The organism is Streptomyces sp. NEAU-sy36 (assembly GCF_013423905.1).
GTDB lineage: Bacteria > Actinomycetota > Actinomycetes > Streptomycetales > Streptomycetaceae > Streptomyces > Streptomyces misionensis.
This window is the reverse complement of sequence record NZ_CP058977.1, coordinates 6,788,475-6,810,540: the sequence shown is the minus strand read 5'-3', so window position 1 is coordinate 6,810,540 and position 22,066 is coordinate 6,788,475. Positions and strand designations below refer to the sequence as shown.

At 72.0% G+C, this 22,066-nt stretch carries 18 protein-coding genes; 14 read left to right on the top strand and 4 right to left on the bottom strand.

The window, feature by feature from the left end:
• Positions 1–13: 13 nt before the first annotated feature.
• The 12 genes from pruA to cimA all read left to right on the top strand — a co-directional run bounded on the left by pruA (position 14) and on the right by cimA (position 13,319).
• A complete protein-coding gene (gene pruA, locus HZZ00_RS29625; RefSeq protein WP_146469419.1) occupies positions 14–1,645 on the top strand; it encodes an L-glutamate gamma-semialdehyde dehydrogenase in 1,632 nt (543 codons plus the stop codon).
• Between the two features lie 169 nt (positions 1,646–1,814).
• Complete coding sequence (locus tag HZZ00_RS29620; RefSeq protein WP_180329278.1) at positions 1,815–2,363, top strand: GNAT family N-acetyltransferase; 549 nt, start codon at positions 1,815–1,817, stop codon at positions 2,361–2,363.
• Between the two features lie 256 nt (positions 2,364–2,619).
• Positions 2,620–2,751, top strand: coding sequence for a hypothetical protein (locus tag HZZ00_RS38850; RefSeq protein WP_086025501.1), 132 nt, complete (start codon positions 2,620–2,622; stop codon positions 2,749–2,751).
• A gap of 100 nt (positions 2,752–2,851) precedes the next feature.
• Positions 2,852–3,895 (top strand): 3-isopropylmalate dehydrogenase, encoded by a 1,044-nt coding sequence (locus HZZ00_RS29615; protein WP_180329277.1) that lies wholly within the window; start codon positions 2,852–2,854, stop codon positions 3,893–3,895.
• Between the two features lie 243 nt (positions 3,896–4,138).
• Positions 4,139–5,227 (top strand): branched-chain amino acid aminotransferase, encoded by a 1,089-nt coding sequence (locus HZZ00_RS29610; protein WP_070023043.1) that lies wholly within the window; start codon positions 4,139–4,141, stop codon positions 5,225–5,227.
• A 179-nt stretch (positions 5,228–5,406) separates the two neighbouring features.
• The gene (ureA, locus tag HZZ00_RS29605) at positions 5,407–6,111 is read left to right on the top strand and encodes an urease subunit gamma (RefSeq protein ID WP_180329276.1); all 705 of its coding nucleotides are present in this window, start codon (positions 5,407–5,409) and stop codon (positions 6,109–6,111) included.
• On the top strand, positions 6,108–7,832 hold the full coding sequence (locus HZZ00_RS29600; protein ID WP_180329275.1) for an urease subunit alpha: 1,725 nt from the start codon (positions 6,108–6,110) through the stop codon (positions 7,830–7,832). Before ureA ends, HZZ00_RS29600 begins: the two co-directional genes overlap by 4 nt.
• A 21-nt stretch (positions 7,833–7,853) precedes the next feature.
• Positions 7,854–8,903 (top strand): agmatine/peptidylarginine deiminase, encoded by a 1,050-nt coding sequence (locus HZZ00_RS29595; protein WP_180329274.1) that lies wholly within the window; start codon positions 7,854–7,856, stop codon positions 8,901–8,903.
• Between the two features lie 53 nt (positions 8,904–8,956).
• A complete protein-coding gene (locus HZZ00_RS29590) occupies positions 8,957–9,451 on the top strand; it encodes a hypothetical protein (protein WP_180329273.1) in 495 nt (164 codons plus the stop codon).
• On the top strand, positions 9,448–10,056 hold the full coding sequence (locus HZZ00_RS29585; RefSeq protein ID WP_180329272.1) for a TetR/AcrR family transcriptional regulator: 609 nt from the start codon (positions 9,448–9,450) through the stop codon (positions 10,054–10,056). Before HZZ00_RS29590 ends, HZZ00_RS29585 begins: the two co-directional genes overlap by 4 nt.
• Before the next feature lie 38 nt (positions 10,057–10,094).
• Complete coding sequence (locus HZZ00_RS29580) at positions 10,095–11,423, top strand: MFS transporter (protein ID WP_180329271.1); 1,329 nt, start codon at positions 10,095–10,097, stop codon at positions 11,421–11,423.
• Between the two features lie 285 nt (positions 11,424–11,708).
• A complete protein-coding gene (cimA, locus tag HZZ00_RS29575) occupies positions 11,709–13,319 on the top strand; it encodes a citramalate synthase (RefSeq protein ID WP_180329270.1) in 1,611 nt (536 codons plus the stop codon).
• Between the two features lie 27 nt (positions 13,320–13,346).
• Here cimA and HZZ00_RS29570 read toward each other — a convergent pair whose 3' ends face one another.
• Together HZZ00_RS29570 and HZZ00_RS29565 are read right to left on the bottom strand one after the other, a co-directional pair.
• Complete coding sequence (locus HZZ00_RS29570) at positions 13,347–13,943, bottom strand: GPP34 family phosphoprotein (RefSeq protein ID WP_180329269.1); 597 nt, start codon at positions 13,941–13,943, stop codon at positions 13,347–13,349.
• A gap of 166 nt (positions 13,944–14,109) precedes the next feature.
• Positions 14,110–15,975, bottom strand: coding sequence for a ricin-type beta-trefoil lectin domain protein (locus tag HZZ00_RS29565; protein ID WP_180329268.1), 1,866 nt, complete (start codon positions 15,973–15,975; stop codon positions 14,110–14,112).
• Between the two features lie 134 nt (positions 15,976–16,109).
• On the opposite strand from HZZ00_RS29565, the gene HZZ00_RS29560 reads away from it, so the two are divergent.
• Together HZZ00_RS29560 and HZZ00_RS29555 are read left to right on the top strand one after the other, a co-directional pair.
• Positions 16,110–19,127 carry a glycoside hydrolase family 3 N-terminal domain-containing protein gene (locus HZZ00_RS29560; RefSeq protein ID WP_180329267.1) on the top strand — a complete coding sequence of 1,006 codons (3,018 nt, stop codon included), beginning with the start codon at positions 16,110–16,112 and terminating at the stop codon, positions 19,125–19,127.
• 54 nt (positions 19,128–19,181) lie between these two features.
• Positions 19,182–20,534, top strand: coding sequence for a hypothetical protein (locus tag HZZ00_RS29555; protein ID WP_180329266.1), 1,353 nt, complete (start codon positions 19,182–19,184; stop codon positions 20,532–20,534).
• A 31-nt stretch (positions 20,535–20,565) separates the two neighbouring features.
• Here HZZ00_RS29555 and HZZ00_RS29550 read toward each other — a convergent pair whose 3' ends face one another.
• Together HZZ00_RS29550 and HZZ00_RS29545 are read right to left on the bottom strand one after the other, a co-directional pair.
• Positions 20,566–21,006 (bottom strand): MarR family winged helix-turn-helix transcriptional regulator, encoded by a 441-nt coding sequence (locus HZZ00_RS29550; RefSeq protein ID WP_180329265.1) that lies wholly within the window; start codon positions 21,004–21,006, stop codon positions 20,566–20,568.
• A gap of 228 nt (positions 21,007–21,234) precedes the next feature.
• Positions 21,235–21,837 carry a YceI family protein gene (locus tag HZZ00_RS29545; protein ID WP_180329264.1) on the bottom strand — a complete coding sequence of 201 codons (603 nt, stop codon included), beginning with the start codon at positions 21,835–21,837 and terminating at the stop codon, positions 21,235–21,237.
• Between the last annotated feature and the right edge of the window lie 229 nt (positions 21,838–22,066).

The following is a 22,066-nucleotide window of genomic DNA, read 5'->3' as shown; positions in this document are numbered from 1 at the left end:
GAGTTCGGATCTCATGGACGCTGTGACCCAGGTCCCCACCCCCGTCAACGAGCCGGTGCACGGCTACGCCCCCGGCTCGCCCGAGCGCGCCCGCCTGGAGGCCAAGCTCAAGGAGCTGGCCGAGAACCCGGTCGACCTGCCGATGACCATCGGCGGCGAGAAGCGGCTGGGCGGCGGCGAGCCGTTCCAGGTGGTGCAGCCGCACAACCACAAGGCCGTCCTCGGCACCGGCCGGCACGCCACCCAGCAGGACGCCCGGGACGCGATCGACGCCGCCCTGGCCGCCGCCCCGGCCTGGCGCGCGATGTCCTTCGACGACCGCGCCGCGATCATCCTGCGCGCCGCCGAGCTGCTGTCCGGCCCGTGGCGCGAGACGATCGCCGCCTCCACCATGCTCGGCCAGTCCAAGACGGCCCAGCAGGCGGAGATCGACAGCCCCTGTGAGCTGGTCGACTTCTGGCGCTTCAACGTGCACTACGCCCGCCAGATCCTCGCCGAGCAGCCCCCGGCGAACTCCCCGGGCGTGTGGAACCGGCTGGACCACCGCCCGCTGGAGGGCTTCGTCTACGCGATCACGCCGTTCAACTTCTCGGCGATCGCGGCCAACCTGCCCACCGCCCCGGCCCTGATGGGCAACGTGGTGGTCTGGAAGCCGTCCCCGACCCAGACCCACGCCGCCGTGCTGCTGATGCAGCTGCTGGAGGAGGCCGGTCTGCCCAAGGGCGTCATCAACCTCGTCACCGGCGACGGCATCGAGGTCTCCAAGGTGGCCCTGGAGCACCGCGACCTCGCGGGCATCCACTTCACCGGTTCGACCAAGACCTTCCAGTACCTGTGGAAGACGGTCGGCAACAACATCGAGAAGTACCGCTCGTACCCGCGTCTGGTCGGCGAGACCGGCGGCAAGGACTTCGTGGTCGCCCACCCGAGCGCCGACCGCGCCGTGCTGAAGACCGCGCTGACCCGTGGTGCCTTCGAGTACCAGGGCCAGAAGTGCAGCGCCACCTCCCGCGCCTACATCCCGGCCTCCATCTGGAACTCGGGCTTCAAGGAGGCGTTCGCGGCCGAGGTCGACTCGCTCGCCATGGGTGACGTGACGGACCTGTCGAACTTCATCGGCGCCGTCATCGACGAGCGCTCCTTCGCCAAGAACAAGGCCGCGATCGACCGCGCCAAGGCCGACCCGACCTGCACCATCGTCGCGGGCGGCAGCTACGACGACTCGGTCGGCTACTTCGTCCGCCCGACCGTCATCGAGTGCACCGACCCGGAGAACGAGGTCTTCACGACCGAGTACTTCGGCCCGATCCTCGCCGTGTACGTCTACGAGGACGACAAGTACGACGAGATGCTGACCCAGATGGAGTCTGTCTCCGACTACGCCCTCACCGGCTCGGTCATCGCCAACGACCGTGCGGCGGCGGCCTACACGATGGAGAAGCTCCGCTTCGCCGCGGGCAACTTCTACATCAACGACAAGTCGACCGGCGCCGTCGTCGGCCAGCAGCCCTTCGGCGGCGGCCGCGCCTCCGGCACCAACGACAAGGCCGGTGCCCCCCAGAACCTCCTGCGCTGGACGCTGACCCGCGCCATCAAGGAGGCCCTGGTCGCCCCGACCGACTACACGTACCCGCACATGGGCTGATCCCCGCCCCTCCCGAGCGACGGGCCGGGAAGGCTGCCACCGAGCAGGCTTCCCGGCCCGTTTCCATGCCCCCGCGGCCCGGTGACGAGCGGGTCCCTCCCCAACTCGCCCCCGCCGCGCAGCCGGTAAAGCACTCGACCGCCAACCGCCCGGTGGCGACAATGCGGTCATGACCGATCGGATGCGTCTCGCGCACACCGCGGACCTCGGCCCCGACGAACTCACCGCCGCGCGCGCCCTGCTGGACGACGCCTTCGAGGGGGACTTCGCCGACGAGGACTGGGACCACGGGCTCGGGGGGTTGCACGTACTGATCCATGACGCGGCCGGGCTCGCCGCCCACGGCTCGGTCGTGATGCGGCGGGTGCGGCACGCGGGGCGCTGGCTGCGCACCGGGTACGTCGAGGCCGTCGCCGTACGCGCCGACGTCCGGCGCACCGGGTTCGGCGGGCGGGTGATGGCGGAGCTGGAGCGGGTGATCGAGCGGGCCTACGACCTCGGCGCGCTGGCCGCCAGCGAGGACGGTGCCCGGCTGTACGCCGCCCGGGGCTGGCGGCGGTGGGAGGGGCAGGTGCACGCCCTCTCGCCGGAGCACGGGATCGTCCGGCTGCCGGACGACGAGGGAGCCGTCCACGTGTGGCCGGCGACGCCCGCCGCAGCAGCCCTCGACCCCGCCCGCGCACTGGTCTTCGACTGGCGCGACGGCGACGTGACCTGACGGGAAAAGCCCAGCTCAGAGGGGGGTCAGCCGGTTCGCCGTCTCAGATAGTAGGAAGTCCGAGTAATGATGCAGACAGACGCGGGCCGCTCCCTTAGCTTGGAACAAGCCGAACGTCTCGCTCGATCCAGCGATTGGCGGTCGTGAGCCGGGCCCTGTGCAGGCAACCCCTGCGGCCTCAGTGCTCCCCGCCTGCTCCGGCGTCTCGAACACCCGTCATTGCCGTACTCCCTTCATATCCGAGGAGTCGATTCCCATGGCCGAGACGACCGTCCGCCGCCGCGTCCGCCACGTGTCCCGCACGAGCGAGTCCGACCGCAAGAACGCCGCCGCCGCCCTCCAGCGCGCCCTCGACCGCCGGGACAACGGCGGTCAGACCGGCCACTGACCTCGCCCGCGAGGCTCGCGCCACGCCGTCGCGCCGACACGGGGCGTCCGGATCGTGGACAGCCCGTGTCATCACCTGGGACGAGGAGTAGGGTGCCCGCATGTCTCGCAGCATCAATCTCGCAGTGATCCCCGGTGACGGCATCGGCCAGGAAGTCGTGGCCGAGGGTCTCAAGGTCCTCTCCGCCGTCCTCCCGGGGGACGTGAAGCTGGAGACCGAGGAGTACGACTTCGGCGCCAAGCGCTACCACGCCACCGGTGAGACCCTCACCGAGGCGGACCTGGAGCGGCTCAAGCGGCACGACGCGATCCTGCTCGGCGCCCTCGGCGACCCGTCCGTGCCCTCCGGCGTCCTGGAGCGCGGCTTCCTGCTCAAGCTCCGCTTCGCCTTCGACCACCACGTCAACCTGCGGCCGAGCAAGCTGCTCCGGGGCGTGGCCACCCCGCTCGCCGGCCAGCCGGAGATCGACTTCATCGTCGTCCGGGAAGGCACCGAGGGCCCGTACACCGGCAACGGCGGCACCATCCGCCAGGGCACGGAGCACGAGGTCGCCACCGAGGTGTCCGTCAACACGGCCTACGGCGTCGAGCGCGTCGTCCGGGACGCCTTCGCCCGCGCCCAGGCCCGCCCGCGCAAGAAGCTCACGCTGGTCCACAAGAACAACGTGCTGACCTTCGCCGGCCACCTGTGGTCGAACACCTTCAACAAGGTGGCCGAGGAGTTCCCCGAGGTCACCACCGACTACCTGCACGTCGACGCGGCCACCATCTTCCTGGTCACCCAGCCCGAGCGCTTCGACGTGATCGTCACCGACAACCTCTTCGGCGACATCATCACCGACCTCGCCGCGGCCATCTCCGGCGGCATCGGCGTGGCCGCCTCGGGCAACATCAACCCGAGCGGCGCGTTCCCGTCCATGTTCGAGCCGGTGCACGGCTCGGCCCCGGACATCGCCGGGCAGGGCAAGGCCGACCCCACCGCCACGGTCCTGTCCGTCGCCCTGCTGCTGCGCCACCTCGGCTACGACGCCGAGGCCGAGCGCATCGACACGGCGGTCGCCGCGGACCTCACCGAGCGCGCCGGCAAGCCCGCCCGCAGCACGTCCGAGATCGGCGACGCGCTCGCCGCCCGAGTAGCCGGCTGACCCGGCGCTCCTCCGCAAGAAGCCGCCGGGTCGGACGACCACCCGGCGGCTTCCGCATGTCTCCGCCGGGTAGGAACCATCGACCCCGGGCCGCCACCACCCGATTCCGTCGACCGGAGCGCCGCGCGATAATCGAACGCGGAGCCGCGGTATGAGGGAATGCTCGGACGTCCCAGCACCGGCCAGCCGGTGCGCGAGACGTGAGCGCGGCCCGTCACAACAACCGGTGAAGGACAACCACTCATGACGATGCCCACGATCGAGCTCAAGCCCTCCGCCAGTCCCCTCGCCGCCGCAGAGCGCGAGGCGATCCTGGCCAACCCCGGGTTCGGCCGCCACTTCACCGACCACATGGTGACGATCCGGTGGACCGAGGGCCGCGGCTGGCACGACGCACAGCTCGTTCCGTACGGCCCGATCTCCCTCGACCCCTCCACCCACGTGCTCCACTACGGCCAGGAGATCTTCGAGGGGCTGAAGGCCTACCGCCAGCCCGACGGCTCGATCGCGCTGTTCCGCCCCGAGGCGAACGCCCGCCGGTTCCGCACCTCCGCCCGCCGCATGGCCATGGCCGAGCTGCCGGAGGAGCTGTTCATCGCGGCCCTGGACGCGCTGCTGACGCAGGACGCCGACTGGGTGCCGCCGCACGGCGGCGAGGAGGCCCTCTACCTGCGCCCGTTCATGATCGCCACCGAGGCCGCGCTCGGTGTGCACCCGGCCAACGAGTACCTGTTCCTGCTGATCGCCTCCCCGTCCGGCGCCTACTTCGCCGGCGGAGTCCAGCCGGTCACCATCTGGGTCTCCGAGGACCACGTCCGCGCCGTCCCCGGCGGCACCGGCGACGCCAAGACCGGCGGCAACTACGCCGCCTCCCTGCTCCCGCAGGCCGAGGCCGCCGCGCACGGCTGCGACCAGGTCGTCTACCTCGACGCGGTCACCCGCACCAAGGTCGAGGAGAGCGGCAGCATGAACGTCGCCTTCGTCTACGGCGACCGGATCGTCACCCCCGCGCTGACCGGCTCCATCCTGGAGGGCATCACCCGGGACTCGCTCCTCCAGGTCGCCCGCGACCTCGGCTACACCGCAGAGGAGGGTGTGATCACCCTGGAGCAGTGGCGCGCGGACGCCGCCTCCGGCGCCCTCACCGAGGTCTTCGCCTGCGGCACCGCCGCCGTGGTGACGCCGATCGGCCACGTCAAGACCAAGTCCGGCGAGTGGACCCACGGCGACGGCACGCCCGGCGAGGTCACCCTGCGGCTGCGCGAGGCCCTGCTCGGCATCCAGCGCGGCATGGACGAGGACAAGCACGGCTGGATGCACCGCGTCGGCTGACGCCCGCACGGCAACGAAGGGCCGTCGCGGACCCCACCGGGGGTCCGCGGCGGCCCTCCGCCGTTTCTTGAGCAGTGTTCGATCCATCACCCTCGATGCTGCCGCCGAGACCTTCTCTTTCACGGGCCATGCGTTTAGAGTGCTGCTCTAAACCGCTGCCGAGAAGGAGGCGCCGCGCCGTGCGACTGACCCCCACGGAACGTGACCGGCTGCTGCTGTTCGGGGCCGCCGAACTGGCCCGGGCCCGCCGCGCCCGCGGGCTGCGGCTGAACGTGCCGGAGGCGACCGCGCTGATCGCGGACACGGTCTGCGAGGCCGCCCGCGACGGCAGGCGGCTCGCGGAGGCCATCGAGGCGGCCCGCGCCGTGCTCGGCCCCGAGGACGTGCTGCCGGGCGTCGCCGACGTGGTCACCGAGGTGATGGTCGAGGCCGTCTTCGACGACGGCTCCCGGCTCGCGGTGGTCTCCGACCCCATCGGCGGCGGCCTGGGCGACGACGCCCCCGGCGCGCTGCTGCCCGGGCCCGCGCACGCCGACCCGGAGCCCGTCGTCCGGCTCACCGTCACCAACACCGCGGCGGTGCCGGTCTCGGTCACCTCCCACTTCCACTTCTTCGAGGCCAACCCGCGCCTCGACTTCGACCGCGCCGCCGCCTACGGCATGCGGCTCGCCGTGCCCGCCGGATCGTCCGTGCGCTTCGGGCCGGGCGAGAGCGAGGAGGTCGGCCTGGTACCGATCGGCGGGGAGCGGATCGCGATCGGCTTCGCCGGGCTGGTGGACGGGCCGCTGGACGCGCCGGGCGCCCGGCAGGAGGCGCTGCGCCGGGCCGCCGCCTGCGGCTATCTGGGCGCCCGCAGCGAGGAAGAGGAAGGACAGGACCGATGAGCCGCTCCAAGGGACGCGAGGTCAGCCGGGCGATCCATGTCGATCCGCGGGCGTACGCCGCCACCCACGGCCCGCGCGCCGGGGACCGCGTCCGGCTCGGCGACTCCGGCCTGACCGTCCGGGTGGAGTCCGACGCCCAGCACCACGGCGACGAGTTCCTGGCCGGCTTCGGCAAGACGGCCCGCGACGGGCTGCATCTGAAGGCCGCCGCCGTGCGCGAGACCTGCGACGTCGTGATCAGCAACGTCGTCGTGATCGACGCGGTGCAGGGCATCCGCAAGGTGTCCATCGGCATCCGGGAAGGCCGCATCAGCGCGATCGGACGGGCGGGCAACCCGGACACGCTCGACGGTGTGGACGTCGTCGTCGGCACCGGCACGTCCATCGTCTCCGGCGAGGGGCTGATCGCCACCGCGGGCGCGGTCGACACCCACGTCCACCTGCTGTCACCGCGCATCATGGAGGCCTCGCTCGCCTCCGGCGTGACCACGATCATCGGACAGGAGTTCGGCCCGGTGTGGGGCGTCGGCGTCAACTCCCCCTGGGCGCTGCGCCACGCCTTCAACGCCTTCGACGCCTGGCCGGTCAACATCGGCTTCCTGGGCCGGGGTTCGTCCTCCCACGAGGCACCGCTCGTCGAGGCGCTGGCCGAGGGCGGCGCCTGCGGGTTCAAGGTGCACGAGGACATGGGCGCCCACACCCGCGCGCTGGACACCGCGCTGCGGGTCGCCGAGGAGCACGACGTGCAGGTGGCCCTGCACAGCGACGGGCTGAACGAATGCCTGTCGGTCGAGGACACCCTGAAGGTGCTGGAGGGCCGCACCATCCACGCCTTCCACATAGAGGGCTGCGGCGGCGGACACGTCCCCAACGTGCTCAAGATGGCCGGGGTGCCGAACGTCATCGGCTCCTCCACCAACCCCACCCTGCCCTTCGGCCGGGACGCGGTCGCCGAGCACTACGGCATGATCGTCTCCGTCCACGACCTCAAGCCCGACCTGCCCGGCGACGCGGCCATGGCCCGCGACCGCATCCGGGCGAGCACCATGGGCGCCGAGGACGTGCTGCACGACCTGGGCGCGATCGGCATCACCTCCTCCGACGCGCAGGGCATGGGCCGCGCGGGCGAGACGGTACGGCGCACCTTCGCCATGGCCGGCAAGATGAAGGCCGAACTGGGCCCGCTGGAGGGCGACGGCGAGGGCGACGACAACGCCCGCGTGCTGCGCTACATGGCCAAGCTGACCGTCAACCCGGCCATCGCGCACGGCCTGTCGCACGAGGTCGGCTCCATCGAGGTGGGCAAGCTCGCCGACATCGTGCTGTGGCGGCCCGAGTACTTCGGCGCCAAGCCGCAGCTCGTCCTCAAGTCCGGCTTCCCCGCCTACGGTGTCGTCGGCGACCCCAACGCGGCCACGGACACCTGCGAACCCCTCGTCCTCGGCCCGCAGTTCGGGGCGTACGGGGCCACCGCGGCCGACCTCTCCGTGGCGTTCGTCGCCCGCGCGGCCGTGGACCAGGGCAACGACACGATGCCCACCCGGCGCCGCCGGGTCGCGGTCCGCGGCACGCGCGGCATCGGCCCCGCCGACCTGCGGCTCAACGCCCGTACCGGAGCGGTCGACGTCGACCAGCGCACCGGCCTGGTCACCCTCGACGGCGACCCGCTGCGCTCGGCGCCCGCCGACTCCGTCTCCCTCAACCGCCTGTACTTCCTCTGAACCCGGAACGGACCCGCACCGATGAGCACCCCCGCCGCCGACGGCTTCCGCATGCCCGCCGAGTGGACCCCGCACGAGCGCACCTGGATGGCGTGGCCGGGCCCCAACCCCACCTTCGACGACGGTGAGGAGCTGGCCGCCGCCCGGCGCGCCTGGGCCTCGGTCGCCCGCGCGATCCGCCGCTTCGAGCCGGTCACCGTGGTCTGCGGCCCCGGCCGGTCGGCCGAGGCGCGGGAGCTGCTCGGCCCGGACGTGGACACCGTGGAGCGCGCGCTGGACGACGCCTGGATGCGCGACATCGGCCCCACGTTCCTCACCTCCGACCGGGGCGAACTGGCCGCCGTGGACTGGACGTTCAACGGCTGGGGCGCCCAGGAGTGGGCCCGCTGGGAGCACGACGCCGAGATCGGCTCGTACGTCGCCGGCCTCGCGGGGGCGCGGACGTACGCCTCGCGGCTGGTCAACGAGGGCGGCGCGATCCATGTCGACGGCGAGGGCACCGTGCTGCTCACCGAGACCGTGCAGCTCGGCCCCGAGCGCAATCCGCACTGGACGAGGGAGCGGGTCGAGGCCGAGATCCACGCCCACCTCGGCACCCGCAAGGCCATCTGGCTGCCGCGCGGCCTGACCGCCGACTACCCCCCGCACGGCTACGGCACCCTGGGCCACGTCGACATCGTCGCCGCCTTCGCCCGCCCCGGCGTCGTCGTCGCCCACCACCAGCCGGACCCGGCGCACCCGGACCACGAGGTCACCAAGGAGGTCATCGGCCTGCTCCGGTCCTCGACCGACGCGCACGGCCGCCCGCTGGAGGTCGTGGAGGTGCCCGCCCCGACCGTGCTGGAGGCCGACGGCCACTGGGCCGACTACTCCTACATCAACCACTACCTCTGCAACGACGGCGTCGTGCTGTGCGCCTTCGACGACCCCCGCGACGAGACCGCCGCCGCGATCTTCCGCCGCCTCTTCCCCGAGCGGACCGTCACCCTGGTCGACGCCCGCCGGATCTTCGCCGCGGGCGGCGGCATCCACTGCATCACCCAGCAGCAGCCGCGCTCCCGCCGGGCATAGGGGAACCGGCCGCCCGGCAGCCGCCGGTGTCCCGGGTCGGGTAGAACATACGGGTGAACCTCTTGGTGTGTGCCTGCTGCGGTCATCGGCTCAGCGAACCGGTCCGGCTGTTGCCCGAGTTGCCCGAGCGCCCCGTGAACAACGGGCGCAAGGACGCCGACGGGTTCCGGCAGGCCCCCTCCACCGTGCCGCCGGGGACCTGCGCGGTGGATCCCGAGCCGTCCGGGGCGCCGTTCGTCCCGCACCCCGACCCCGAGTGGATGGGGGCGGGGGTGCCCGGCGTGACCATCGCGGATCCCGAGGGGCCGGGCTGCCTGATGTCGGCCGGACCGCGGGACACCCTGGTGGTGCACCCCGAGGACACCCGCGGCCATCTGGTGGGGAACGACGACTGCCGGGACTACGGTTGCTGCGGCCCCACCGGGCGGAAGGGACCCAACTTCCGGTGCCCCGGCTGCGGGACACCGGTGGCCACGCTGTTCGCCGAGTGCTACGGGCCGTACGAGACCCACTTCCTGCCCGACGCCGTACGCATGGTGCCCGCATGAGCGAGGCCCCCGCGCCGCGCCGGCGCACCCCCGCCCCGCCCCGCGAGGACCTGCTCGCCGCGGCCATGCGCATGATCGCCGAGCACGGTCTGGAGAAGCTCACCATGGCGGGGCTCGGGCGCGAGGTCGGGATGAGCAGCGGCCATCTGCTCTACTACTTCCGGTCCAAGGACGAACTGCTCCTGCAGACATTGGAGTGGAGCGAGGGGCGGCTGGGCGCCGAGCGGGCCCGGCTGCTCGCCCGGGCGGCGCCGGCGCGGGAGCGGCTGGAGGACTACGTCGACCTCTATGTGCCCGACGGCCACCGCGACCCGCACTGGACCCTCTGGCTGGAGGTCTGGAACCGGTCCCAGAACGCCGACGACGACGCCCGCGCCCGCCAGTGCGCGATCGAGGGGGCCTGGCACCGGGACCTCGTCGCGCTGATCGCCGAGGGGATCTCACGCGGGGAGTTCCGGCCGGTCGACGCGGACCGCTTCGCCACCAGGACGCGCGCGCTGCTCGACGGGTTCTCCATCCACGTCGCCATCGGGCTGCGCGGCACCGACCGGGAGCAAGTGCTCGCCCATGTGAGGGAGTTCGTGGCGGACGGGCTTCTCGCGTAGAGGAATCGTCCGCTCGGCCGCCGGGCAGGTAACGGCCCATGGGACGAGAACACTGGAAGAAGATCTGGGTCGGTTCGGCGGGGAACATGGTCGAGTGGTTCGACTGGTTCGTGTACGCCAGCTTCGCCACCTACTTCGCCGGGGCGTTCTTCCCCAGCGGCAACCCCACCGCCCAGCTGATGAACACCGCCGGGATCTTCGCCGTCGGCTTCTTCATGCGGCCGGTCGGCGGCTGGCTGCTCGGGCGGGTCGGGGACCGCAGGGGCCGCAAGGCGGCGCTGACGCTCACCGTCACACTGATGTCGGCCTCCGCGGTGCTGATCGCCGTCGCGCCCACGTACGCCGTCGCCGGCTACGGCGGCGCCCTCGTACTGCTCGTCGCCCGGCTGCTCCAGGGCCTCTCGGTGGGCGGCGAGTACGCGGCCAGCGCCACCTACCTCACCGAGGCCACCGACCCCGGGAAACGCGGCTTCGCCTCCAGCTTCCAGTACGTGTCCATGACCGTCGGCCAGATCGTCGGCCTCGGCCTCCAGATCATCCTCCAGCGCACCATGTCCGACTCCGCCCTGCACAGCTACGGCTGGCGCATCCCCTTCGTCGTCGGCGCCCTCGGCGCGGCCGTCGTCTTCTACCTGCGCCGCACCATGCTGGAGAGTGAGATCTACGAGGAGGACGCCGCCCACGCCGGACGGACCGAGGCCGCCGAGGAGCGCGGCACCCTGCGCGCCCTGTGGCGGCACCGGCGCGAGGCGTTCCTCGTCATCGCGCTCACCATGGGCGGCACGGTCGCGTACTACACGTACACCACCTATCTGACCAAGTACCTCTCCAACTCGGCGGGCCTGTCCAAGGACACCGCCACCCTCGTCTCCTTCACCGCGCTGATCGTCTTCGCCGCTCTCCAGCCGCTCGCCGGGGCCCTGTCCGACCGGATCGGCCGGCGGCCGCTGCTGATCACCTTCGCGATCGGCTCCACCGTCCTCACCGTGCCGGTCATGACCCTGCTCAAGCACGCCGACGGCTACTGGCCCGCCCTCGGCCTCTCCCTGCTCGCCCTGGTCGTCGTCACCGGCTACACCTCGATCAACGCCTGTGTGAAGGCCGAGCTGTTCCCGACCGGTGTCCGCGCCCTGGGCGTCGCCCTGCCGTACGCCCTCGCCAACGCCCTCTTCGGCGGCACCGCCGAATACGTCGCCCTGTGGTTCAAGAACGCCGGGATCGAGTCCGGATTCTTCTGGTACGTGGCGGGCTGTGCCGCCGTGTCGCTGGTCGTGTACGTCGCCATGCGGGAGACGAAGGACCTGGACCTGGCCGGAAAGCGGGGGACCATGGGTGCGGGGGAGTCCACCGTGACGACCGCATCCTGAGACGGACGGTGATCCGGGGGCGGTGCTGTGCCAGACTGCCCCCGTGCTTACGTCCGCCATGATTATTGGCAGCAGGCGCGCCGGTCCGCAGTGACCATCTCGTACGACCAGGTGCGGGTGGCCACCGTCGTCCTCGACCCGCGCGCAGACCTCTCGCATCCGCGAGGGGTTTTTTCGTTTTACGGCCCACCTTCAGCCGTGAACCGAGCGCGGGGGAGTATTGGGGGGACGGTGGAGCCGGTCATTCCGGTAAGACCGAAGATCCACAACAGGAGTCCTGAGACCATGACCGAGACGGCAACCAGCGAGCTCGACGACTCGTTCCACGTCTTCGACACGACGCTGCGCGACGGAGCGCAGCGGGAGGGCATCAACCTCACCGTCGCGGACAAGCTCGCCATCGCCCGGCACCTGGACGACTTCGGCGTCGGCTTCATCGAAGGCGGCTGGCCCGGTGCCAATCCCCGCGACACCGAGTTCTTCGCCCGTGCCAAGGACGAGATCGACTTCCGCCACGCCCAGCTGGTCGCCTTCGGTGCCACCCGCCGCGCCGGTGCCAAGGCCGCCGACGATCCCCAGGTCAGAGCGCTGCTGGAGTCGGGCGCCCCGGTGATCACCCTGGTCGCCAAGTCGCATGACCGGCATGTCGAGATGGCGCTGCGCACCACCCTGGACGAGAACCTGGAGATGGTCCGCGACACCGTCTCCTACCTGCGCGAGCAGGGCCGCCGGGTGTTCGTGGACTGCGAGCACTTCTTCGACGGCTACCGGGCGAACCCCGAGTACGCCAAGGCCGTCGTCCGCGCGGCCTCGGAGGCGGGCGCCGATGTGGTGGTGCTGTGCGACACCAACGGCGGCATGCTGCCCGCCCAGGTGCACGCGGTCGTCGCCACCGTGCTCGCCGACACCGGCGCCCGGCTCGGCATCCACGCCCAGGACGACACCGGCTGCGCGGTCGCCAACACCCTGGCCGCGGTCGACGGCGGCGCCACCCACGTGCAGTGCACCGCCAACGGCTACGGCGAGCGCGTCGGCAACGCCAACCTCTTCCCGGTGGTTGCCGCCCTGGAGCTGAAGTACGGCAAGAAGGTGCTGCCGGAGGGCCGGCTGCGGGAGATGACCCGGATCTCGCACGCCATCGCCGAGGTCGTCAACCTCACGCCCTCCACCCACCAGCCGTACGTGGGCGTCTCCGCCTTCGCGCACAAGGCCGGTCTGCACGCCTCCGCCATCAAGGTCGACCCGGACCTGTACCAGCACATCGACCCCGCGCTGGTCGGCAACACCATGCGGATGCTGGTCTCCGACATGGCCGGCCGCGCCTCCGTCGAGCTGAAGGGCAAGGAACTCGGCGTCGACCTCGGCGGCGACCGCGAACTGATCGGGCGCGTGGTCGCCCGGGTCAAGGAGCGCGAGCTCAAGGGCTACACGTACGAGGCCGCCGACGCCTCCTTCGAGCTGCTGCTGCGCGGCGAGGTCGAGGGCAGGGCGCTGAAGTACTTCGACGTCGAGTCCTGGCGGGCCATCGCCGAGGACCGCCCCGACGGCACCCACGCCAACGAGGCCACGGTCAAGCTGTGGGCCAAGAGCGAGCGGATCGTGGCCACCGCCGAGGGCAACGGCCCGGTCAACGCCCTCGACCGGGCCCTGCGCGTCGCCCTGGAGAAGATCTACCCCGAGCTGGCCGGCCTCCAGCTGGTCGACTACCGCGTCCGCATCCTGGAGGGCCGGCACGGCACCTCCTCCACCACCCGCGTGCTCATCTCCACCTCGGACGGCACCGGCGAGTGGTCCACGGTCGGCGTCGCGGACAACGTCATCGCCGCGTCCTGGCAGGCGCTGGAGGACGCGTACACGTACGGGCTGCTGCGGGCGGGCGTGGCACCGGCCGCGTAGCCGGCGGGCGCGCCGCGGGTGCGGCGGTCAGGGCGCCCGCCAGATGTTGTCGAAGGCGGCGTTCTCGATGCGCCGCCGCTCCCGCACGGCCGTCAGCTCCGTCACCGCGTCGCCGACGGCGGTCAGCACGGTGAGGACCGCGTCGTCCGCGTACTCCGTCTGCGGCCGGTCCTCGCCGATGCCCAGCGGGTCGGCGAGACCGGCCAGCACGGGCTCGTGGGACCACCAGCGTTCGGCCGCGTGCCGCCGCGCGGGGGTGTCGGCCGGGGGCGTCTCGGCCGGGCGGGGCAGCCAGCGCCGCCGCTTCCCGGTGAGCTGCCCCTCGGTATCCAGGAAGTCGTGGTACGCCCCGGCCAGCCCGCGGCCCCGGCGCCACAGCCAGTCCTCGACCGTCTCGTACGGTTCCTCGCGCACCAGCGCCGCCCCCGCCTCGTCCAGCATCCGGTCGCCGGTGGGCAGCGGCGGGCCTGGCACGATGCGCTCGCCGTCGAGGGTCACGGCCCGCGTCCCGAGCAGATCGATCAGCTCGGCCCCCGCGAGGGCCAGCGAGAGGTCCCCCTGCTCGACGGGGCGCTCGCCGGGGACGTCGACGCTGACGAGGAACAGATCCTGCGGTGTGGTCATGAGGACTCCAGGTCGCCGGGGCCACAGCGTACCGAGCACCCTCGCATGCCGCCCGGCACCGGCGGCGCGCCACACGCCGAGGCCCGCCTCCTCTCCCGGGCGAGCGATGGTCCGGCCGGGGGACGCCGGTTTCCCCGTGGTTCCCCGGTCGTCCCCCGGCCACGCGTCACTGCAACTGCCACTTCTGGTTGGACGCGCCCGTGCAGGACCAGATCTGGGCGCGGGCGCCGTTCGCCGAGGAGTTGTCGGTGACGTCCAGGCACTTGTTCGCGGCGACGTTCACCACGTCGTGGGTGGCGGCGTTGTACGACCACTGCTGGGCGCCGGTGCCGTTGCAGTCGTAGAGCTGCACCTTGGCCCCGTCGGCCGTCGAGCCCGAGGTCACGTCCAGGCACTTGCCGAGCGCCTGGACGGAACCGTCGGCCATGACGGTCCACTGCTGGGCGGCGGTGCCGTTGCAGTCGTAGAGCTGGACGGCCGTGCCGTTCGCGCTGGAGGCGCCCGCCACGTCCAGGCACTTGCCGGCCAGGCCGACGAAGGAGCCGGTGCGGGCACCGCCGCCGCTCTGGGTGCCGGACCAGGTGAAGGTGGCGGATGTCTTGCCGGGCAGCGAGTAGGTGGCGTGCTGGGAGCCCCAGTCGATGGTCACCGTCTGCGCGGCGGAGGAACCGTTGTAGGCGATGAGCGCCTTGCTGCCGTCGGGGTTGCGCCAGGCCACGTTCGGCACCGTGGTGGACGCCGTGGAGGCGATCCGCTGCGCGCCGGGGCGGACGAACTTGGTCAGCTGGCCCATGTCGTAGTACTCGACGGTGTAGTCGACGGTCCCGCTCTGCCCGTCCCCGTTGTGCACGGTGACCAGCCCGGTGCAGGTGCCGCACCCGCCGTTGTGCGGTCCCATGTTCTGGTCCACCGCCAGGGACCACTTGGTCACCGACTTCCCCCAGTTGCGGGTGTAGTCGATGATGTCGGTCATGTCCTCGTGCTGCTGGTCGGCGATCCAGGTGCCGCCGGAGTGCTCGGTGTCGAAGGCGTCCACCGAGGGGTACGTGTCGTGGACGGTGGTCTGCTCGCCGACGTCACCGCCGTAGCCGTGCCAGGCGATGCCGCCGAAGTTGGGGTGGCTGCGGATCGCCGTGTCGTCCAGCAGCGGGGCGGCCCAGGAGTCGTAGCCGTCCCAGTTCCAGTCGTGGACCAGGACCTTGGTGCTCAGGCCGGCCGACTGGAGCCGCGGCAGCAGGTCGGTCTTGAGGAAGTAGGACAGCCCGTCGGCGTTCCAGCTCATCGAGGGATAGCCGGAGCAGCAGGTCGGCTCGTTCTGCGGGGTCACGTAACCGACCTTGACCCCCTGGTCCTGGTACGCCTGGAGGTACTTGACGAAGTAGGCGGCGTAGGCGGCGTAGTCCTCCGCCTTCAGCCAGCCGCCGTTGAGCGAGCCGCTGTCCTTCATCCAGGCCGGGGCGGTCCAGGGCGAGGCCATCACCGTCAGGGACGGGTCGAGCTGGAGCGCCTGCTTGGTGAGCGGTACGACGTCGGCGAGGTCGTGCGCGATCGAGAACTTGGCGAGGTCCGGGTCCGACTGCCCGGCGGGCACGTCGTCGTACGTGTAGCCGTAGCGCGCGAGGTCGGAGGCGCCCATCGGGTTGCGCAGGAACGACAGCCCGATGCCGTCCGTCGGCGAGAACAGCTTGCGCATGGTCGCGTCCCGGGTCGTCGGGGACAGCGCGCCGCTGCTGTTCAGCAGCCAGGCCGCGGTGTCCGTGAAGGAGGCGCCGCCGCCGGTGAAGGTCTGGTAGCGGGTGTTCTCGTCCACGGTGATGTTCGTGCCGCCGCCACCCGTCCCGGACTGGAACGAGAACGGCGTCTGCGCCTGGAGGCCGCGGACGACATGGCGTCCGGCGGAGTCGTCGGTCGTGGTGAGCCAGGCCGTGACCTGCTCGCCGGCCGCGTGTGCGGGGGGAACGGCCGCGGTGAAACCGGCGGCGGAGAGCAGTCCGGCCAGCAGCAGCCGGACCGCGCGGGGGGATCTCCTCATGGTGCGTCGCCCTTCCTCTCGGGTCGACAGTGGGGTCGCCAACGGGTGGGCCATCTTGACGAGTTGGGGAGGCGTCAGTTAACTCACGCCGTGAGCTAAGCCATGAGTGAACCATGAGAGCCGAGGGAAGGTCTATGCCAAGACCAAGAACGGCCCTGCTTCTCCCCGGGGCCCTGCTCGCCGCCCTGCTGCCCCTGTCCGCGACGGCCCGGGCCGCCGACGACCCGCCGCCCGTGCCCGTCGACCGCTTCGAGGGCGAGGTGCCCTTCGCGTCCCAGCCCGCCGACGGCATCTTCACCTGGGGCGGCGACACCGACGACCCGCCCACGCTCCGCCTCGCCGACCGCGCCGACGCCCCCGAGGGCGCCAAGGTGCTCGCCGGCACCTACGACATCAGCGGCTACGGTGGCTTCACCCACGATTTCGCCGCCGGCCGGCCGGCCCACGACTGGTCCGCCCACCAGGGCATCGGCTTCTGGTGGGAGGGGCACGACACCGGCCGCAAGGTCGCCTTCGAGATCAAGGACGGCGGCGCGAACGGCGAGGCCTCCGAGCTGTGGACGACCTCCTTCACGGACGACTTCACCGGCTGGAAGCAGATCCGGCTCCCGTTCGGCGACTTCACCTACCGCACCGACTACCAGCCCGTCGGCGGTATCGACCACGTCCTCGGCCTCACCCGGATGTGGGGCTACGCCGTGACGCTCCCCGCGGGCGCCAAGGGCGAATTCGCCATGGACGACGTGGAGTTGTACGGCAAGGCGGATCAGGCCCTGCGCGCCGCCGTGACTACCGACGCGCCCGTCTACCCGGTGCGGGAGGGCGGCACCGCCAAGGTCAGGGTCACCCTGGCCACCACCGGCGACCGCCCCGTGGACGAACCGGTGACCGTCTCCTACCGCACCGAGGGCGGCACCGCCACCGCCGGCCAGGACTACACCCCGGTCTCCGGCACCCTCACCTTCCCGGCGGGTACCGCCTCCGGCGCCTCGGCGACCGTCCAGGTGCCCACCCGCAAGGACAAGGCGGGCGAGTCCGCCGAGACGATCCCGCTCAAGCTCACCGTGACCGGCGCCAAGTCCCCCGCCGAGACCCCGCAGATCGTCATCGACGCGCACGGACTGCCGTATCTGGACCCGAAGCTGCCGGTGAAGAAGCGGGTCGCCGATCTGCTGTCGCGGATGTCCCTCCAGGAGAAGGCCGGGCAGATGACCCAGGCCGAGCGCGACGGCCTGGTCCCCGGCGACATCGCCGCCTACGACCTCGGCTCCCTGCTGTCCGGCGGCGGCTCCACACCCACGCCCAACACCCCCGAGGCCTGGGCCCGGATGATCGACGGCTTCCAGCTGCGCGCGCGGGCGACGCGGTTCCAGATCCCGCTGATCTACGGCGTGGACGCGGTGCACGGCCACAACAACCTCTACGGCGCCACGGTCATGCCGCACAACATCGGCCTGGGCGCCACCAGGGACCCCGCCCTCGCCGAGCGAACGGGCGCGGTCACGGCCGCCGAGGTACGGGCGACCGGCGTCCCCTGGGACTTCGCGCCCTGTGTCTGCGTGAGCCGCGACGAACGCTGGGGCCGCTCCTACGAGTCCTTCGGCGAGGACCCCGCCCTGGTCGAGTCGATGGAGACGGTGATCCAGGGACTCCAGGGCCGGGCCGACGGCAGCGACCTGAGCCGCGACGACAAGGTCCTGGCCACCGCCAAGCACTACGTCGGCGACGGCGGCACCGCCTACGGGTCCTCCACCACCGGCACGTACACCATCGACCAGGGCGTCACCACCGTCACCCGGCAGCAGCTGGAGGACATCCACCTGGCGCCGTTCAAGACCGCCGTCCGGCGCGGCATCGGCACGGTCATGCCGTCGTTCTCCTCCCTCGACATCACCGGCGACGGCAAGGGCGCGGTCAGGATGACCGCCCGCGGCGACATGATCAACGGCGAGCTGAAGAACCGGATGGGCTTCGACGGCTTCGTCATCAGCGACTGGAACGCCATCGACCAGCTCCCCGGCGACTACCCGAACCAGGTCCGCACCGCCGTGAACGCGGGCGTCGACATGATGATGGTGCCCTCCACCTACAAGAAGTTCAGCACCACGCTCGTCGACGAGGCGCAGGCGGGCCGGGTCGGCACGGCGCGGATCGACGACGCCGTCTCCCGCATCCTCACCGAGAAGTTCGAGCTGGGCCTGTTCGAGCACCCGTACGCCGACACCAGCGGCGCCGCCGCCATCGGCTCGCCGGCCCACCGCGCCGTCGCCCGCCAGGCCGCCGCCGAGTCGCAGGTGCTGCTGAAGAACAGCGGCGGGCTGCTGCCGCTGAAGAAGAGCCAGAAGGTGTACGTCGCCGGGTCCGACGCGGACGACATCGGCAACCAGACCGGCGGCTGGACCCTCACCTGGCAGGGCGCCTCCGGGAACACCGTCCCGGGCACCACCATCCTCCAGGGCATGCGCGAGGCGGGCGGGAACGTCACCTACTCCAAGGACGCCTCGGCCCCGACGGGCGGTTACGACGTCGGCGTGGTCGTCGTCGGCGAGACCCCGTACGCCGAGGGCGTCGGCGACGTCGGCAACGGCCACTCCCTGTCCCTGTCGGCTGCCGACCGGGCGGCCGTGGACAAGGTGTGCGGCGCCATGAAGTGCGTGGTGCTGATCGTCTCCGGCCGGCCCCAGCTGATCGGCGACCGGCTCGGCGAGATCGACTCCCTGGTGGCCTCCTGGCTGCCGGGCACCGAGGGCGAGGGCGTCGCCGACGTCCTCTACGGCGACCGCCCCTTCACCGGGCAGCTGCCGGTCACCTGGCCGAGGTCCGAGTCCCAGCTGCCGATCAACGTGGGCGACGCGTCGTACGACCCCCAGTTCCCCTACGGGTGGGGCCTGACCACCGGTATCCCCGTCCCGCACGGGGGCGCGGCCGCCCTGAAGTCGCTGGCCGCGCGGGCGGCGGCGGCCGAGCGGCGCGGTGACGACCGGCAGGGGCGGCAACTGGTGACCCAGGCCCGGCTGCTGGTCCAGCAGAAGGCGGGGGAGCGGATGACGGCGGCCCTGGCCAAGCCCTTCGCCGACGCGGACCACCTGCTGCTCACCGGCCACTACCGGGAGGCGGTGCGGAAGCTGACGCAGGCGTACCGGGCGGCCTGACCGCCAAACCGCCCTGAACCAGCCCTCGCGGAAGGCTTCGGGTAGCGTCGAGACATGAACGCCGTCCCGCGGACCCGAAGCCTGACCGCACTCCTGCTGGCCGTGCTCGTCCTGGTCCTGACGACCGCGTTCGCCCCCGGCGCGAGCGCGCAGACCAGCGTCTCCACCATCGCGCGCGCCCTGCGCACCGGCCCGGTCTACGTCGACCCGGCGGCGTCCGCCCAGCTGTCCCGGGCGGACGCCGACGCGCTGGCCGACCGGATCAAGAAGGCGGACAAGCCGCTGTTCATCGCCGTCCTGCCGGCCGGCTACCCCACCGCGCACCTCTTCGCCGACCTCCGCGCCGCCACCGGCATCACCGGCCTGTACGGCATCCGCCTCGGCGACCGCTTCGACGCCCGCGCCGACGCCTCGGTGATGACGCCGACCGCCCGGCAGAACCTGGTCAACAGCGTCCAGGGCGAGGACGCCAAGACGCAGCTCACCGACTTCACCGACCGCGCCCTCGCCAACCTGGGCGGCCACGCCCCGCGCGGCTGGCACGCGGCCGGCGGGTCCGGCGGGTCCGGCGCCGGGCTGATCGCGGTCGGCGCGGTGCTGGTGCTGGGCGGCGCGGGCGCGTACGCCCTGGTCCGCCGCAACCGGCGGCGCCGTGAGGAGGAGCAGCGGGCCGCCCTGGAGCGGCTGCGGGTGGTGGTGGACGAGGACATCACCGCCTTCGGCGAGGAACTGGACCGGCTGGACTTCCACCCCGCCGAACCCGGCGCCGACGACGCCATGCGCGCCGACTACGAACACGCCCTGGACGCCTACGAGACCGCGAAGCAGCGGATGGCCGAGGCCGCCAGGCCCGAGGACGTCCGCCCGGTCACCCAGGCGCTGGAGGACGGCCGGTTCTCGCTCGCCCGGCTGGCCGCCCGGCGCTCGGGCCGCCCGCTGCCCGAGCGCCGGCCGCCCTGCTTCTTCGACCCCCGTCACGGCCCCTCGGTGGCGGACGCCGTCTGGACACCGCCCGGCGGCGCCCCGCGCGAGGTGCCGGTCTGCGCCGCCGACGCCGCCCGGCTCGCCGACGGCCTCGCCCCGGTGATCCGCCAGGTGGACACCGAGCAGGGCCGCCGCCCCTACTGGGACGCGGGTCCCGCCTACGGCCCCTGGGCGGGCGGCTACTTCGGCGGCGGCATCCTCCCGGGCCTGCTGGTCGGCACCCTGCTCGGCTCCATGATGGCCACCCCGTCCTACGCCGCCGACTACGGCGCCGGATACGGGGACTTCAGCGGGTTCGGCGGCGACTACCAGGGCGGTGACGTCTCCGGCACGGACTTCGACCCCGGCGACTTCGGCGGCGGCTTCGGGGACGGCGGGGACTTCGGCGGGGGCGGCGACTTCGGGGGCGGCTTCGGCGACTGAGGCGGGCGGGCCCGCGCCGGGCCCGACCGTGTCAGGCCTCGGTGCCGGGTATGTCCATGGCGCCGAGCCGCTCCAGCAGGGCCCCCGCCAGCGTCAGCACCCCCCGCTCCGTCTCGCCGAGCGTGCTCAGAGCCGCGGCGAGCCAGATGTCCCGTTCGGCCATGTCCCGTTCCAGCGTCCGCCGTCCCGCCTCGGTGAGGGTCAGCACGGACTGCCGCCGGTCGTCCGGGTCCGGCTCCCGTACGATCAGTCCCGCCGCCTCCAGTTCCGCGAAGACGCGGGTGAGGGACTGCGGCCGCTGCCGTTCCCGCGCCGCGATCCGTCCCGGCGTGGCCGACCCGTGTGCTTGCAGATGGCCGAGCACCGCGAGCTGGTTGGGGCTCAGGCCCCCCTCGCCGTGCTCCTGTCGCAGCCGCCGGTTGATCCGGACGACGGCACGGCGCAGAGCGGCGGCTTCCGCGAGATGATCCATGGCGGCATCGTACGCACGCGCTTATCAAATGGCCGTCTCTCAGGCTCTGTTCTCGGCCAGTTGCCCGGGGACTGCTACGCAGTACTTAAGAAGTTCCGGCGCTGCTCGCATACCGGTGTGGGCTCGCCGCCCCGAACAGCAGTCGAGCGTGCCCGCCGTCCCCTGGCTACGGGGTGGCGGGCACGCTCGCGGTGCCGGGGTCGCGCGGCCCGTCCGGCCGCCGCCGGTTCACGCGTTCTTGATCGCGGAGACGTCGAAGTTCAGCTTGATCTTGTCGGAGACCAGGACGCCGCCCGTCTCCAGCGCCGCGTTCCAGGTCAGCCCCCACTCGGAGCGCAGCAGCTCGGCCTTGCCCTCGAAGCCGACGCGCTCGTTGCCGAACGGGTCCTTGGCCACGCCGTTGAACTCCAGGTCGATGGTGATGGGCTTGGTCACGCCCAGCAGGGAGAGTTCGCCGGTGATGCGGTAGTCGTCGCCGCCGAGGGACTCCGCCTTGGTGGAGCGGAAGGTCATGTCCGGGTACTCGTCGATCTTGAAGAAGTCGGCCGACTTCAGGTGCCCGTCGCGGTCGGCGTTGCCGGTGTCGATGCTGGCCATCTTGATGTCGAGGGTGGCGGTGGACTTACCGGGGTCCTGGCCGTCCAGGTGGAGGCTTCCGGTGAAGTCCTGGAAGCTGCCCCGCACATTGGTGACCATGGCGTGGCGGGCCACGAACTCGATCGTGGTGTGCGCGGGGTCGATCGTGTAGTCGCCGGTCAGTGCGGCCAGGTCGCCGCCGGCGGCCTGCGCGGGCGCGGTGGTGCGGTTGTCCTTGCGGCCGAAGATGCCCATGACGTTCCTCCCGGAGGTTACTTGTTTAACGTTCAATGAACCCAACGGATCCGACGGTAGACCTATTCCGTTTAGAATTCAACTTCATCCGCGCGGTGTCGGACAGGTCACACTCGGTCACTGTGCGCGCGCCTCGCTCCGAGCGCATACGGTGGGGGGAGCGGGGGTGGCAGGGGGCCGTCCGAGGGGCGGTGTCACTCCAGGGATGGCACGCCCGACCCACTAATGT